The sequence below is a fragment of the Methylomonas sp. 2F7 genome, from assembly GCF_057126975.1.
Map to the genome: position 1 here is coordinate 1259857 of NZ_CP195203.1, position 15504 is coordinate 1275360.

A 15504-nucleotide genomic window follows, 5' to 3' on the forward strand; every position below is an offset into this window, starting at 1 on the left:
ATTGCTACAGGGCTAGTGTTCGCTGCCAGTTTATTCGATTTTACTTCCAACAACACCATCGTTATGTCTAAACAAGTGTGGCATTGAATCATAAGGTGCCGCCTTCCCTGGCGGCGTTGTTAACGTATTCCTCCGAACACGCTAAATCGGGTGTCATTAACCCGGCCCTCAAACATCGTCGCTCCCGCGTGGGCGGGAGTCCAGAGTTCTCTCTGGATTCGCTGTGTGGTCTAACGTCTCCCACATACGCCGGAACGACGGAACCAGTGAAATCAAGGGTCTGGTTAATAATCCGGTGCGCTCGATTGGCAGCCTCGTTGCCGCCGGCCTTCATTGCCCCACAACGCCCGGCGCGGCCTGCCGCCGCGGAATCACCAACGGCGCGCCCGGGATTTGCGGATGACTACTGATGCTGACCGGGTAAGCGAACACTTGCCGGATCACCTCGCTGCTCAGGGTTTGCGCGGGCGTGCCGATGGCGGCCAGTCGGCCTTGGTGCAGCAGGGCGATGCGGTCGGCATACAGCGCAGCCAGATTCAGGTCGTGTAAGACCGCCAGCACGCCAGCCTGTTGTTCATCCGCGAAGCGGCGGGCGATGGCCAGCACCGTGTGCTGGTGGGCCAGGTCCAGCGCCGAGGTCGGTTCGTCCAGCAACAAATAGCGGTGCAGCGGGTCTTGCGGCTCCCAGATTTGCGCCAGCACCCGCGCCAGCTGCACCCGTTGGCGTTCGCCGCCGGACAGCGTGGTGTAGATGCGTTCGGCCAGATGGCCGGTATCGGTCAATGCCAGCGCTTGTTCGGCGATGGCCCGGTTTTGCGCGGCGGTGTGAGTTTTGCGTTGCGGGCTGCGGCCCATTAGGGCCACGTCGCGCACCGTGAAGCGGAATGCCAGCCCGGAGCTTTGCGGCAACACGCCGCGCAGCAACGCCGCTCGCTGCGGCGGCCATGCGGCCAGCGGCCGGCCGTTCATCGTCACTTGGCCGGCGAACGGCGCCAACTCGCCGCTCATGGCCCGTAGCAGGCTGGATTTACCGGCGCCGTTCGGGCCGGCCACGGCCAGTACTTCGCCGGGGCGCAGCTCCAGCGTCACGCCGTCCAGCAAGGTTTTCGCGCCGACGCGTAAGCTCAGGTCTATGGCTTGCAGCATGTCAATGGCCCATCAATTTTTGCCGGAACAGCAGCCACAGAAAAAACGGGCTGCCGAGCAGGCCGGTGACGATGCCAATTGGAATCTCGGCCGGCGCCGCCAACGTGCGGGCCAGATAGTCGGCGCAGATCAGCAGCAAGGCGCCGAGCAGTACCGACGCGGGCAACAGCCAGCGATGATCCGGTCCCAGTGCTAGCCGCAATAGATGCGGCACCACGAGGCCGACGAAGCCGATCACGCCGGACAAGGCCACCGCCGCGCCGACGCCGAGCGCGACCAAGGCCACCACGCCGGTTTTGATGCGTTCGACCGGAAATCCCAAATGGCCGGCTTCGGCCTCGCCGAGCAGCAAAGCGTTCAAGGCATCGGCCAGCCACGGCAACAGCAGCAAATTGGCCAGTAAAAACGGCGCGCCGATGGCGACGCCGTCCCAGCCGGCGCCGTTCAGGCTGCCCAAACTCCAGAAGGTCAAGCTGCGCAACTGGTCGTCGTCGGCCAGATAGACCAGTAAGCCGGTGGCCGAGCCGGCCAGCGCGTTGATAGCAATGCCGGACAGTAACAGCGAGGCTACGTCCAGCCGCTCGCCGCTGTCGGCCAGCCGGTACACCAGCCAACTGACCGCAAAGCCGCCAACTATGGCCGCGATCGGCAATAGATAGGCACCGAATACGCCGGCCACTGCACCGAACAGGCTGTCGCGCAAGACGATGACCGCCGCCGCGGCCAGCGCCGCGCCGCTGGAAACGCCGATCAAGGCCGGATCGGCCAGCGGATTGCGGAATAAACCCTGCATCGCCGCGCCGGACGCGGCCAAGGCTCCCCCGACCAGCAATCCCAACACCAGGCGCGGCGCGCGAATCGCCAACAGCACCGCTTGCTGGTCGGCGCCGAACGGCCAGGGCAGGGCGATACCGAACCGGTCGGCGACGATGGCGACGGCCTGGCCGGCCGAGATGGCGACCGCGCCGCTGCCCAGCGCGGCTAAGGCGGCGATAACCAGCAGCAATGCCAGCAGCCAGCACAGGCCGGCGCGGCTCATGGCCGGTTTCAGCCGAAGACGCGGTCCGGCTACTGCGGCCGCGGCATGGATGGTCATCGGCCGGCACCCGCGTCGATGGCGACCGCCGGCTCGCCGTGTAGTCGTTTGGCCAGTTCCAGCACCGCCTGGCCGCTGTGCAAGCCAAAACCGAGCAAGGCCATGGTATCGACCACGAAGACTTTACGCTGCCGGCCGGCCGGGGTTTGGGCGATGCCGGGTTGCCGGTAGAACGCCTCCAGGCCGCCGATGGCGTTGGCGGCGACGTCGGTCAACAAAATCACGTCCGGCGCGGCGGCGACCATTGCTTCGGTGCCGATGGGTTTGTTGCCTTGCAGTTCGCCGGCGGCATTGCGGGCGCCGGCCAGCGCCAACACCGCGTCGGCGGCGGTGCCGCGGCCGGATGCCAGCGGTGCGCCGTGAGCCACCGCCATCAAAAACAGCACCTTGGGTTGTTCACGGCTTTGCGCGCGCCACTGCGCTAAGCTGTCGAAGTCGGCTTGCACTTGGCCGGCCAGTTCCCGGCCTTGCTCCGGTTTATCCAGCAAGGCGGCAATCGCGCCGATTTTGGCGGCAATGCCGGCGGCGGAATAGTCCTCGGCCAGCGTTTCGATACGCACACCGGCCGCGCGTAATTGTTCCAGCACCGCCGGCGGCCCGGCGTGGGCGCTGGCCAGCAGCAGGTCGGGACGCAGCGACAGAACGCCTTCGGCCGACAGCGTGCGCATGTAGCCGACTTGCGGCAGCGCCTGGGCGGCGGCCGGCATCAGGCTGGTGCTATCGACGCCGACCAGGTGCTCGGCGCCGTCCAGGGCGTAGACGATTTCGGTCAACGCGCCGCCGACCGAGACGATGCGGCCCGGCACGGTGGCGTCGGCCGGCGCGGCGGCCGATAGCCAGAGGAAGGCCGCGCATGCGGCTCGAGCAAGTTTATGGCGTATTGATCCGGCCCTTAACTGTGTGAACCGTTCGAGCTGATTTGGTAGAAGCACAAGCCGTCTTTCGACAGGCTCAAGGCGAACGGATATTAAAACTTCACTAGGCCGGATCAATAGGGATGTGGTCTGTTTCATGTTCGGTTTTTCGTTTGATTTATTCATTAGGCCCTATTTATCCCTGGTGCTCCGTTCGGGCTGGGTTCGTCGAAGCCCGAGGTAGTTCGCCCTTCGACAGGCTCAGGATGAACGGTATTTAATGGCGGATTGATAGGCTGCCTCGCTCGCGGCTAAAGTCGCTCCGCCTTACGCCGGGGCTTCGGCCGGTTCGCGGGTCTGGTGGCCGACATCGTTGACGTGGCGGATTTGCGCCAGATCGTCGCCTTCAATCGAAAATGCCTTGGCAAAGCCTTGCACGAAACTGCCGCGTTGCGGACGGATGCAAAACAGATGAAAGTCCTGCATGTTTTGTAACTGTTTCATGAACGCGCCGAATTTTTCCTCGAATAAGCCCATGATGTAGGCGAAAGCGTCGGTATCGCGGTCGATCTCGCCGGCCGAGCAGTGATAGGTAACCCGCTGCCGGGCGAACAAATGCGCGGCTTTGTCTTCGTCCTCGACGAACAAAAGACAAACCCGGCCGTTGTTCAACAGGTTTTGGGTGTGCGCCGATAGTTCGCTGACATACATGTAATAATGACCGTCGTGCCTTACATAGGCGGCGTAACTGGCTTCGGGTTCGCCGGAGGCGCTGACCGTGGCCATTAGCGCGGAGGAAAATGTTTGCGGCAGAGCGGTATAAGCGGCTCTGACTTGTTCGAGATCGATGGTCTTGTGGTTCATGCTGGTTTCCAGGTGTGGGGGTATCAATAAAATGTGTCGGTTTACGGTTTTGGGTAGCGATGCAAAATGCTAGGAACCTCCTGTAACCGCCGAGGCCAGTAGCAAGTCGCGCCAGAAAAAGCTTTCACCGTCGGTTTCGTCGTAACCGCCGAAAACGGACGCTATGCTCTGCTGGTTTTGGCCGCGAACCAGCAGACCGGTCAAAGCCTGCTGCCCGCAAGTGAGTTGGACGATGTCCGCGCCGGCCACGGCCATTTCGTTAAGATGCAGATTGAAATCCCGATCCAGAACATTGAACCAGGGTCCGGTAATTTTCAGGTTTTGAATAGGGCCGTCGTGCAGTTGCATGGCGCCGCGATTGCCGACCACCACTTGTATCGGCAACAGCAGTTCCGCCAGTTGGAGCATGAGTTCGCGTAGTGCCGGTGCGGCAATCCGGCCTGTGACGGCAGCCTCGGTCGTGTCGGCTAGCAGCAAGCGCCGCCAGTGTTCCGGCAAATCCTTGGATGGGGCGATGGCGCCAAGCGCCGGCTTGGCGCCATCGGTGGGTAGTGCCAGATTGGGCGACTGATCGTCGGCACGAAATATGTCGATCAAGCGCCGGTAAAGGCCGGCATCGGAATGCTCTGTGAGATAAATCTTGTGCACGGCCTCGCCGCCTGTGTCGAAAAATTGCAGGCTGTGGCGCGGGCCGAGATGCGTTTCTTCCATCACTGCGAAACCCGAATGCCAAACGCCGGTCGATAGGCACAGTTCGATATGGTGTCCGGTAATCAGGATAAAGTCGCCGCATGGGCATATGTCCTCGTAGAGCCCGGTTTTTTCGTGCACCGCAAAAGCGTTGCGGGTCAAAGCCATCACCGGACCCAGCGTGCCTACCGCGCCCAGCAGCGCGGGCCAGTGTTCCCGCAAACGGGTGACCCGGTTGCCGCAGTCGGTTGCCAGCAGATCGGCTTCGCTGACGCCCAATGTCGCTGCGGCGTCGCGAATCCGCATATGCGGGTGATCGGCGCGCAGGTCTTGCCAAGCTTGTTTCAAAGTGTCCGCGCTGGATTCGGGATGTTTAGTCATGGATTTTGCCATTACGCTGAGCTCCGCTAAGCGAATGCGCTGTATGTTTCCAAGTCAGCGCAGGTTAGGGACTTTGCAGCCGGGCCGCGCGGCCAGGATGCAAAGCGTTTACAGGTCGACGTTTATGCCGCCAGGCCTTTTTTACGATTTAAACCCAGCAAGCCCATGAAGCCGGCGCCGAACAGCCATACTGCCGCCGGCAGCGGCACACTGGTTACGGGATCGGTGCTGGGACCAATGTCGATAGCGACTTGGCCCAAACTCAAGCTATGTCCGGCGCTATTGAACGAGAACAAATAATTGCTTGCCGGTCCGGATAAGTCCCAATAGGCCAGGTATTGCACCAGTTCGACAGGGCCGAACGAACTTTCGTAGTCGTCATCGTAGAAAGTTTGCGTCGTAAAGGTCGGCGCTACGCCATTCAGTAACAGGCTGTTGTAGTCCATTTGCACGCCCCAGGTTTCGAATTGCAAAGCTGCTCTTAAGGGCTCGTTGTTGGTAGAGCCGCTCAGCGAAGCCGTGAAATTCTCGGTAACGCTGAAGCTGTACAAATTGCCCGATCCGGCCGCGAATGTGCCGGCGTTCCAGCCGATATTGGCATCGGTGGTGCCGGCGCTGCCCACATCCGCCGCCGCGGTGCGGATGCCGGGATAAGAGTTATCCACGAAGCTGTCCCATTCCGCATACAGCGTGCCGGCATCGCCACGGTTCCAGTTGCCCCAGCTGGCTTCGCTTGGGGTGTCGAAGCCGGAGCCGGCGGCGTAAGGGTCGGGACCATTGGTCAAGTCAGCCGAAGCGCTACCGGAAACAGCCAACAGGCCGGCGATTAAGGTCAGTTTTTGTGCAGTTTTCATGGTTGGTTTCCTATGTGAGTAAATTGACGCATCTCTTCACCGCGAAGACGATCCGTTGCTGTCGTCAAAAATAGCTTCCGCCGCTTCGGCCCCGTGCCGGCTATCCGCGCTGGCCAATGGCCTTTGCGGTGGCGGAAATTTAAAACTCAGTGCGGCTCTCGGCATCCGAGCAGCGGGTTGGTGTCGCGATTGCCGTTCGGCGCGTCTTGCACCTGAAAGTCCAGGACATAGCGGTACTGTTTGCCGCAATAGATGATCACTTCCTTTTGCCCGCGCTTTAACAGCCGCATGTCTACCCGCAGCTCACCGAAACCCTCGTGTTCCAGCAATTCTTCGAACAGTGTTTCCAATTTTTTATGGGCCTCTTTCTTGGCCCTGTATCCCTTGGTCATAAGATTTTTCTCCATCAAAAGGCCAGTTTTACGGTGACGCCGAGATTGCGGCCGGGCCGAGAATAGCGGTCGGCCCAGTGCTCCGCACCGGCGAAATTGCCCAGCGTGGTATGTGGATCGCCGGCGCGGGTGTTGATGTCTTCCCAATCGATATATTTCTTGTCGAGCAGGTTGAATACCCCGAAATTGAATGAGAGATGCTTGTTGGCGTTGTAGTAGGTATTGAAATCGATGACGCCGTAACCGCTGGGCAGAAATAGGGCGTCAGCCGGCGCGGTATTGGCTTGTTTGGCGCCGACCAAGGTCAGGTTCACTTCCGTGCCCCAGTCGCCGCTGGGTTGGTCGTAGCGCAGACCAACGACGGCTTTCATCGGGCTAATTTGTCTGAGGGCCTCGTCGTCATTGCGTTGGGTCTTTAGATTCATGCCTTCAGTAAAGGAACCGCTGAACAGCAGGCTGGCGCCGATTAGCGACGGATTTAACCAGTCCAGATAAAACCGGCTTTTGATTTCGATACCCTGAATGCGGATCGGGTCGGGGCTATTGATGTTTTGATAGGTGGTAAACCCCAACGGCGGACAGGCCGCGGTCGCCGGGTTACAAATCACCGCGTTGTAGATGAAGTGGTCGTAATCGTTACGAAACAGGCTTATGTCGAAAGTCCCCGCCATACCCTGGCCGCGCAAACCCACTTCGGCGCCGACGCTGGTCTCCGGCTGGATATTGTAATTGGGCAGATTGGTGTATCCGCCGGTGATATTGGTAAAACCGAGATTGCTCTCGCTGAAGTTGGGACCGCGAAAGCCATGCGCATACTGGCCGTGCACCGTGAATATCTCGTTGAGATGTAGCAAGGCGCCGAATTTGGGCAAAAAGGCGTTGGCGTCGATAATGCTCGGTACTATTGGGTCTGCACCTTCTGCTACCGCGCTCGCCGAAGCTTTTTCGAATAAATAATCGGATTTGGGCAACAACCGGAAATATTCCCAGCGGCCGCCGGGGATCAGCTCAATGTGCTTGTCGAACAGGCTGACGGCGTCTTCGATATACGCGCCGGCCTTAGTCACCGTAGATAAGGGAAAATCCCGTACCGGAAACTCGTCCGGCGTCACGGTCTTGCTGATACGACCTTTGGGACAAATGCTATTAGGACGTCCGGTGCGCGGGTTAACCGAGCCGCTGACGCAAGTAAAGCTACCGTCGCGTTGTTGCGCTATGCTGTTTTTGCTGATTTGGCCGCCGTATTGCAGCGCATGCCTGGTCTCGCCTAAATCAAAGTTTTTCCCCAGTTTTAGTTCGCCGCCGAAGTCGTCGTTGGCATAATCGAAAATTCGCTCGGTGAGCGTGTTGCCGTCCACGTTGGCGGTGCGATCTTGCAGAGTGACTTGCCCGGTAGCGGATTTTTGCGTGTAAAACTTCCACAACACAGCGTTGAACAGCGGCGTATCCAGATGCTGCAAAGTATGATCCAGCGTCAGCCGCCAACGCGATTGGGTATCGGTAGTGAGCATGCTGTTGACGTTGCGCAGGCTGATGTCGGCACCGCGCAGATACAAAGCGTCGATATCTGATCGACTGTCCAGCCATTCGCCGGTCAGGCGCAACACGTTGTCGTCGTTAAATCGGTACAGCAGCTTGGCTAGCAGGTTATAGCCGAGGTTTTCTTGCGGGCTGGGCGTGGTGCGACGGCCGTCGGCAAAATCCGCCGTGCCCTTGTTGTCGGTCTCGTTACTTTGATTGTGGGTGAATAGCGCCATGCTTTCCCAGCTGCCCAGCGCGCCGGCCAAGGTGCCGGTTTGCACGAAACCATTGTCCGAGGTGTTGTAATTCAATTTCACGCCGGTGTAATAATCTTTACCAAATACGCTTAAATAATCGCGCGGGTCTTTGGTAACGAAATTGACGGTGCCGCCCATGGCGTCGCCGCCGTAATACGCCGAGCCGGAGCCGCGCACGATTTCCACGGCTTTTAAGGCATCCATGTCCACCGCGTTGCGATTGGCGCTGGCAAACGAGCCGATGCGGAAGGCTTCCGGCAGGCGCACGCCGTCGATCTGCATTAACACCCGGTTGCCGCCCAGTCCGCGAATGGTAAAGCCGCTGGCCCCGAAGCGCTGCGGGTCGTTGCCGACATTGACGCCGGGTTCGTAGCGAATCAGGTCCTTGATATTACGCACCATGCGCTGTTCCATGGTTGCGGCGTCTATGGTCGATTCGGTGCCGGGGGCGGTTTTTGCGGGCGGATGGTCGATTTTGGCTTTTACCGTGACGGGGGCTAGTTCCACATCCGCGGATTCATCGACATTGTCTATTGCAGCATCCTCGGCAGCCTTGGCGGTTATCGCGCTTAGCAGCAATAGGGCGCACATTGTCTGGCCGGCAAGCGGACAGAAACGGCTGAATTTCGAAGCGTTAACAAAGGGACGTCGACCAGTCTGGTCACGCCGCGGGCGAAGACAGTAGTCTGCGCGGGGCATGGTCAAGCAAGGTCGAGCGCTTAAAGATAAAAGCATAGCGATTCCAACAGGCAGTGCAGTCTCAAATGCTGGCTGCCTGGCGCGAATGGCTAGGTGGCTGATGTGTTTGGTTTTGTAATCGCGGCTGACGTCGCGCTTACGGTTTTGGCCCTTGAGTTTAACGGGCTATGTGCGGCCGGTTTCGGGATGTCTGACGCTTAGACATCCTGGCTTGTTTGCCATTGCAAGTCGGCAGTCCTTGCCTTGTCTAGGTCAGACATCCCGAAACCAGCCGTAATTTTTCTTTGTGTGACCTTGGCTTCCGTTTATCAGGGGGGAAGCCAGGGCTTGCTTTACTTTTTGTCCGGTTCGGAAACGAAACCGATTTTACTGACCCCGGCTTTGGCCGCATCCGCCAACGTTTCGGCGACGAAGTGGTACGGCACGTTTTGATCGGCACGGATATGCAATTCCGGTTGCTGCGGCGATTGCGCGACTTCAGCCAGGCGTTGATTCAAAACGGTGCGGTCGATTGCTTCCTGATTCCAGAATAATTGGCCTTCGCCGTCCACCGATAACGCAACCGGATCTTCGCTGGGTTGCTGCGGCACGCTGCTGGCTTTGGGCAGATCGATTTTCACCGCATGCGTCATTAGCGGCGCGGTGATCATAAAAATCACCAGCAGCACCAGCATCACGTCGATTAACGGGATCATATTGATTTCGGCGACGGTGTGGCCGCCGCCCTTGTTTTGATCGAAGCCGCCGAATGCCATTAGTTTTCTCCGTTCGCAAAGGCCAGTTCGACGCCGGCAACGGCGGCGGCTGGCGCGCTGGCGATGGTGGCGCCGGTGGTTAAAAAGGCAAACAGGTCGTGGGCAAAGCCGTCCAAACGGGCTAACAACAAGCGATTGCTGCGCACGCAATCGTTATAAGCCAGTACCGCCGGAATCGCGACCGCCAGACCTAAGCCGGTCATGATCAGCGCTTCGCCGACCGGGCCGGCGATTTGATCGAGTCCACCTAAGCCACCTTGGCCGATGTTGACCAAAGCGTGATAGACACCCCAGACCGTGCCGAACAAACCAATAAAAGGCGCGGTGCTGGCGATGGAGGCCAGCGCAGTCAAACCCCATTCCAGCTGCGCGGTTTCCTCGTCGATGACGCGGCGCATCGAGCGGGTCAGGAATTCGGCGGTCGAACCGGCCTGTTGTAAGCCGTGGCTGCCATGGCGGGCATGATGTTGAGAGGCGGCCAGCGCGTGGCGGGTCAGGTTCGAAAATGGGTCTGCCTGGGCGCCGCCCGCCAGATGTCCGGCGACATCGGCGAGCGTGTCGCTGGCCCAGAATTTCTGTAAAAACAGTTCGGCGCGGCGGCGGACTTGGATGCCATTCCAGGCTTTGACCACGATGAAATACCAGCTGGCGACCGACATGATCAGCAGCAAGCTGAATAGGAAGGCGCCGACACTGTCGGTTTGCGCCAGGAAATGGTCGAGACTTTGATTGAGTGCCATGATTTATCCTTCGAGAGAGAATGAAACGGGAACCACGACCCAGGCGGAAACCACCTGTTCGCCGCGGCGGGCAGGGACGAAACGCCATTTTTGAACGGTTTCTTGGGCGGCTTGGTCGAGGCGTTCGTGGCCGCTGGATTTACGTAGCATGACTTGTTCGACCTGACCGTCGCTATTGACCAATACGCGCAGCAATACCTTGCCTTGCTCGCCGAGTTGTCGGGAGGTGCTAGGGTAGGCCGGGGCCGGGTTGTTCAAATAGTCGGCGTTCAGGTTGGGCAAGGTCATCGGCGCCGATGCGGCCTCGCTGGTGCTGGCTGAACTGGGTGCCGAGGCAGAGGTAGCAGCAGTGGCCGCAGGTGCGGGTTCGGCACGCGGCGGCTCTGGTGTCGGTTCGGGTGCCGCGATGGCAGCCGGCGCATTGCTGGCGGTTGACAGCAGGTTTGGTTTTTTAACCGGTTTGGGTGGTGTTTTGGGTTTGCTGACGGCTTTTTCAACCGGCTGCTGAGGCTGCTGCACTGCGGGTTTGGCGGGCGCTTGCTGAGTTTGCATATCGCCGATCCATTGCACCATGATCGGTTGCGGTGGCGTGACAGACTCTTGCTTTTCGCTGTTCGGCATCAGGCCGAACCAGGCCAAATGTAAGCCGAGGGCGATGAGAAATCCCAGGCCGCGTTCGTTATATTCGGCTTTTGGAGTAACGGTTATCGATTTAGAAGGCCCTTCGTTGGCTACGAAGCGCATGGGGGCCAGGCAGGCAAGCTGGCGAAAACTGGCAGTCGGTAACATACAGGCCTCTCGATTAACTGATCTGAAAACAATTGGCTGGCTACCCTAGGGTTGGCTGGCTGGGGTTGTCGGGTCTAGCGGTTTATTTGGTCAAAATTAATTTACCGTTGCTGGTAATGCGCAGGCGATATTCGTCGCCTTGATGTTCGATCACAATTTCGTTTTGGGTGCCGAACAATAAACGGCTATTCAGCCGCTGCCTGCCTTGCAGTATTGCCGGCGGCGTTTCGGCGGTTGATGGGCCAAGTCGCACTGGGTTAGACGGGTTTTTCATAGGACTAAAAATGGTGACGAATAAATGCCAAACCCGCTCAATGCGCTGCTACCGGCTGCAGGTGAGCCGATTTGCGCTCTAACAGCAGATTGGTGACTGTTTGCCAGTGTTCCAGAAGTTGCAGGTACATATCGCGGCTGGAAGCACTATGTGCCAGTTCCGGGTGGCTTAGCAGGCGCCCCAGTTGCTGCACGATCAGATGTGCAAGCTTCGGGTTGTGATGGCCGTTGATGAATTGGGTCATTAACACACAGGTCGCGGCATGAATTTGCGCCACATCGCGGCTTTTCGGCGCACCGATAGAGTTGTCTTCGAACATGATGACCTCGGGTTGCATAAGTTAGAAAATAAACTGCCGCACACTGGATAACTTAGGAGGCTGTGCAGGTGCGGCAATGACAGCACGAGAAATGACTGTCGGATACAAATGATAATGATTATCATCTTCTTGTCAAGCAAAAGTATTTTGCTGTTAGTGGTTTGGGGATTTTTAGGAAGCGGTTGGCAGGGCCGATGCTATTCGGAATGCGATAGAAGTGCTTTGTGTGCGGTAAACCAGCTGAAAATAGGGCTATGCCCATAGCAGCGCAAGTCGCCACCGTACGTCCGGCTGATAGCGTGGATTCCGCTTTTATTAACCCGGCCCTATTTATCACGGGTATGCCGTTCGGGCTATGCTCCTCGAAGTCCAAGCTGGTGTGCCCTTCGACAAGGCGAACGGTATTTAAGGGCCGGGTTAATATTTAGCTTTAGGGTAGTGGTTTATAAGCCAGCAGTCCGGCCAGCGTTTCCAGTAGTTCGCCACGGGGATGATTCTTGATCCAGACCAGCGCGATTTGCCGGCTGGGCCGTTGGCGGATGTTGATATAACGAATGTCCGGATCATCAGGCTGCACGGCGACCGAAGGCATCAGCGTCACGCCGACGCCGTTTTTGACCATGAAACGCAAGGTTTCCAGGCTGGATGCCCGAAAGTCGTGTTCCACGAAGCGGGACGGATGACACAATTTTAGCGCCTGATCGCGTAAACAATGGCCTTCATCCAGCAATAGCAGATTTTCTTTGGCTACTGTGTTCAGGTCAATTTCTTCCTGCTCGGCAAGTGGATGGTCGGCGCACACCGCCAGGGTGAAAGGGTCTTCGAATAGGGTTCGAGATTCCAAATTCGCCTGTTCGACGGGTAAAGCCAGCAAGGCCGCATCCAGCTTTTTGTCGAGCAGTAAAGCGACGAGAGCGTTGGTTTTTTCCTCGACCAGTTGGATTTTTAGATCAGGGTAATGCTGCTTGATGCGAAAAACGTATTCCGGCAACACGTAACTTGCCAGCGATGGAAACGCGCCCAAGGACAGCATGTTGCGATGCCGAGCACTGGCGTGTGCGGCGATTTGGCGAATGGAGCGAGCATCGTCAAGTATGCGGCGGGCGATCGGTAAAATTTCCCGGCAAATTTCGGTGGTTTCCACCGCATTTTTTTCGCGCAGGAACAAATCCACGCCCAAATAATCCTCGAGTTTCTTAATCTGCGTGCTCAACGTAGGCTGACTAATCGAACAATGCTCAGCCGCTTGACTGAAATTTTTCAACTCCGCTACTGCCACTAGATAGCTTAAATCTCGCAAGTTCATCGACTATATATCCGCTGTTGAGTTAAGTGTTCCGAAAGCGCATCCGGCTGGAATCATATCAGCTCGGAAGCGCTTATTATTGACTTGGCCTATCGGTCTATCGAAGAAATCAATTTCAGTTTGCGGGTAATCTCCCGTTGAATATGTCCACCGAACCCTTTTATTGGAGGGATATGGTGCCGATGCAACTAAATGCCGCTACAGTTAATCCCAAGCGGTGTTTAAACAGAAAAACAACGGCGGATTTTTATCTTAAATCACAACAAGGAACAGAGGTGCACCATGACAACCAAACAAATTTTCCTGGCTTCCACATTGGCGGTAGCCATATCTACGGCGTTGGCCGCTACACCGGTGCCGGCCGTGCCGGAACCGACCATGAACAGCTTCTGGTGGCCGGAGCAACTGAATCTGCAACCGTTACGCCAGAACGCCGCTGAATCCAACCCCTTGGGCAAAGCCTTCAATTATGCCGAGCAATTCAAAACCCTGGACTTGAAAGCCGTGAAAGCAGACATCGCCAGCGTGCTGCATACCTCCCAACCGTGGTGGCCGGCTGATTACGGTAACTACGGGCCGTTTTTCATTCGCATGGCTTGGCACAGTGCCGGGGTCTATCGCATCTTCGACGGTCGCGGCGGTGCGTCCGGCGGTCAGCAACGTTTTGAGCCGCTAAACAGCTGGCCGGACAACGTCAATTTGGACAAAGCCCGCCGCCTGTTGTGGCCGGTCAAACAAAAGTACGGCGCCAAACTATCCTGGGCTGACTTGATGGTGCTGGCGGGTAATGTTGCCCTGGAAGATATGGGCTTCAAAACCCTGGGTTTTGCCGGTGGCCGCGCCGATGATTGGGAGGCCGAAGTGGTCAATTGGGGCACGGAAAAGAAATTTCTGGCCGACGAACGCCACGACGGCAAAGGCGAGTTGGCTAAACCGCTGGCTGCTGTGCAAATGGGCTTGATTTACGTCAACCCGGAAGGGCCGGGAGGTAATCCCGATCCCTTGGCCGCTGCCAAGCATATCCGCGAAGCGTTCGGCCGGATGGCGATGAACGACGAGGAAACCGTGGCGCTGATCGCCGGCGGCCATACCTTCGGCAAGGCGCACGGTGCCCATAAACCTGACGATTGCGTCGGCAAAGAGCCGGCCGCTGCCGGCGTTGAAGAGCAAGGCTTAGGCTGGGCGAATAAATGCGGTGCCGGCAACGGCGTCGATACCGTCAGTAGCGGTCTGGAAGGTGCTTGGTCGACCAACCCCACTCGCTGGACCCACGACTATCTGACCTGGCTATACACCTTTGATTGGCAACAAACCAAAAGTCCGGCCGGTGCGACGCAATGGATACCTAAAGACGGCAAAGGCGACAACTTTGTACCGGATGCGCATGACCAGACCAAACGCCACCCGCCGATCATGTTTACCACCGATATTGCTTTGAAAATGGACCCGGATTACCAAAAAATTTCCAAGCGCTTTTTGGATAATCCCAAAGAATTCGAGGCGGCCTTCGCCAAGGCCTGGTTCAAGCTGACCCACCGCGACATGGGGCCCAAAGCTCGCTATGTTGGTGCCGAAGTGCCGGCCGAGGATTTCATTTGGCAGGATCCGATTCCCAAAGCTGATCATAAGCTGATCGACAGCAAGGATGTTGCCAAATTGAAGTCTACTATCCTGGCCTCGGATTTGACGATTCCCGAGTTGGTGAAAACGGCCTGGGCGTCCGCAGTGACCTTCCGCGGTACCGACATGCGCGGCGGGGCCAACGGCGCGCGGATTCGGTTAGCACCCCAGAAAGATTGGGAGGTCAATGATCCCGCCGAACTGGCCAAAGTGCTGGCAAAACTGGAAGCCGTCCAAACCGAATTCAACCGCTCCTTGAAAGGCGGAAAAAAAGTGTCGTTGGCCGATGTGATTGTCTTGGGTGGTTCGGCAGCGGTGGAAGAGGCGGCCAAAAAAGCCGGATACAAAGTGCAAGTGCCGTTCAAACCGGGGCGGATGGATGCGGCGCAAGAGCAAACCGATGTCAATTCCGTCGCGGTGCTGGAGCCTAAAGCCGACGGTTTTCGAAATTACTTTGGCAAAGACAATGCGCATTCGCCTGCCGAAATGCTGGTCGAACGCGCTAATTTTCTGACCTTGAGCGTGCCGGAGATGACGGTGCTGGTGGGCGGCATGCGGGCCTTGGATGCTAATGCCGGCCATGTTAAACACGGGGTGTTCACCAGTCGTCCGGGTACACTCAGCAACGACTTCTTCGTTAATTTGCTCGATATGTCCACGAAATGGAGCAAGTCAGCTACCGAAGGCATTTATGAAGGACGGGACCGGACCAGTGATCAAGTTAAATGGACCGCCACACCCGTGGATTTGATTTTCGGCTCCCACTCTGAGTTACGGGCGGTGGCGGAAGTCTATGCCTCGGCAGATGGCAAGGAAAAATTCGTGCAGGATTTTGCGAATGCCTGGGCTAAAGTGATGGAATTGGATCGATTTGATAAACGCTGAGCTTGGTATGCAAGGCACCAAATTTGGCCGAGATTGGGTCAAGTCGGGTGCCTTGCGCAAAA

The 15504-nt window shown here is 57.8% G+C and carries 15 protein-coding genes; 1 reads left to right on the forward strand and 14 read right to left on the reverse strand.

The window, feature by feature from the left end:
• Positions 1-330 precede the first annotated feature (330 nt).
• From ACR64Q_RS05800 to ACR64Q_RS05865, 14 genes are all read right to left on the reverse strand, one after another.
• Complete coding sequence (locus ACR64Q_RS05800; protein WP_313733905.1) at positions 331-1146, reverse strand: heme ABC transporter ATP-binding protein; 816 nt, start codon at positions 1144-1146, stop codon at positions 331-333.
• Between the two features lies 1 nt (position 1147).
• On the reverse strand, positions 1148-2242 hold the full coding sequence (locus ACR64Q_RS05805) for a FecCD family ABC transporter permease (RefSeq protein ID WP_313733906.1): 1095 nt from the start codon (positions 2240-2242) through the stop codon (positions 1148-1150).
• Entirely contained in the window at positions 2239-3174 is a 936-nt protein-coding gene (locus ACR64Q_RS05810; RefSeq protein WP_313733907.1) for a heme/hemin ABC transporter substrate-binding protein, read from the reverse strand. Before ACR64Q_RS05810 ends, ACR64Q_RS05805 begins: the two co-directional genes overlap by 4 nt.
• Positions 3175-3423: 249 nt before the next feature.
• Positions 3424-3960, reverse strand: coding sequence for a HugZ family pyridoxamine 5'-phosphate oxidase (locus ACR64Q_RS05815; protein WP_313733908.1), 537 nt, complete (start codon positions 3958-3960; stop codon positions 3424-3426).
• A 69-nt stretch (positions 3961-4029) separates the two neighbouring features.
• On the reverse strand, positions 4030-5031 hold the full coding sequence (locus tag ACR64Q_RS05820) for a ChuX/HutX family heme-like substrate-binding protein (RefSeq protein WP_313733909.1): 1002 nt from the start codon (positions 5029-5031) through the stop codon (positions 4030-4032).
• Between the two features lie 122 nt (positions 5032-5153).
• Complete coding sequence (locus ACR64Q_RS05825) at positions 5154-5885, reverse strand: VPLPA-CTERM sorting domain-containing protein (protein WP_313733910.1); 732 nt, start codon at positions 5883-5885, stop codon at positions 5154-5156.
• Between the two features lie 146 nt (positions 5886-6031).
• Complete coding sequence (locus ACR64Q_RS05830; RefSeq protein ID WP_313733911.1) at positions 6032-6277, reverse strand: hypothetical protein; 246 nt, start codon at positions 6275-6277, stop codon at positions 6032-6034.
• A gap of 14 nt (positions 6278-6291) precedes the next feature.
• Complete coding sequence (locus ACR64Q_RS05835; RefSeq protein ID WP_313733912.1) at positions 6292-8646, reverse strand: TonB-dependent hemoglobin/transferrin/lactoferrin family receptor; 2355 nt, start codon at positions 8644-8646, stop codon at positions 6292-6294.
• Between the two features lie 440 nt (positions 8647-9086).
• Positions 9087-9509 carry an ExbD/TolR family protein gene (locus ACR64Q_RS05840; protein WP_313733913.1) on the reverse strand — a complete coding sequence of 141 codons (423 nt, stop codon included), beginning with the start codon at positions 9507-9509 and terminating at the stop codon, positions 9087-9089.
• Positions 9509-10249: a MotA/TolQ/ExbB proton channel family protein gene (locus ACR64Q_RS05845; protein ID WP_313733914.1), complete on the reverse strand. Its 741-nt coding sequence runs from the start codon at positions 10247-10249 to the stop codon at positions 9509-9511. The genes ACR64Q_RS05840 and ACR64Q_RS05845 overlap by 1 nt, the downstream gene beginning before the upstream one ends.
• Before the next feature lie 3 nt (positions 10250-10252).
• A complete protein-coding gene (locus ACR64Q_RS05850) occupies positions 10253-11038 on the reverse strand; it encodes an energy transducer TonB (protein ID WP_313733915.1) in 786 nt (261 codons plus the stop codon).
• Positions 11039-11120: 82 nt separating this feature from the next.
• Positions 11121-11312 carry a hemin uptake protein HemP gene (gene hemP / locus ACR64Q_RS05855; protein WP_313733916.1) on the reverse strand — a complete coding sequence of 64 codons (192 nt, stop codon included), beginning with the start codon at positions 11310-11312 and terminating at the stop codon, positions 11121-11123.
• Positions 11313-11349: 37 nt separating this feature from the next.
• A complete protein-coding gene (locus ACR64Q_RS05860) occupies positions 11350-11631 on the reverse strand; it encodes a hypothetical protein (RefSeq protein ID WP_483823283.1) in 282 nt (93 codons plus the stop codon).
• A 430-nt stretch (positions 11632-12061) separates the two neighbouring features.
• Positions 12062-12937, reverse strand: a complete 876-nt coding sequence (locus ACR64Q_RS05865) for a LysR substrate-binding domain-containing protein (RefSeq protein WP_313733918.1) — start codon at positions 12935-12937, stop codon at positions 12062-12064.
• Positions 12938-13219: 282 nt separating this feature from the next.
• Here ACR64Q_RS05865 and katG point away from each other — a divergent pair, with 282 nt between their 5' ends.
• A complete protein-coding gene (gene katG, locus ACR64Q_RS05870; RefSeq protein WP_313733919.1) occupies positions 13220-15442 on the forward strand; it encodes a catalase/peroxidase HPI in 2223 nt (740 codons plus the stop codon).
• Positions 15443-15504: the final 62 nt, after the last annotated feature.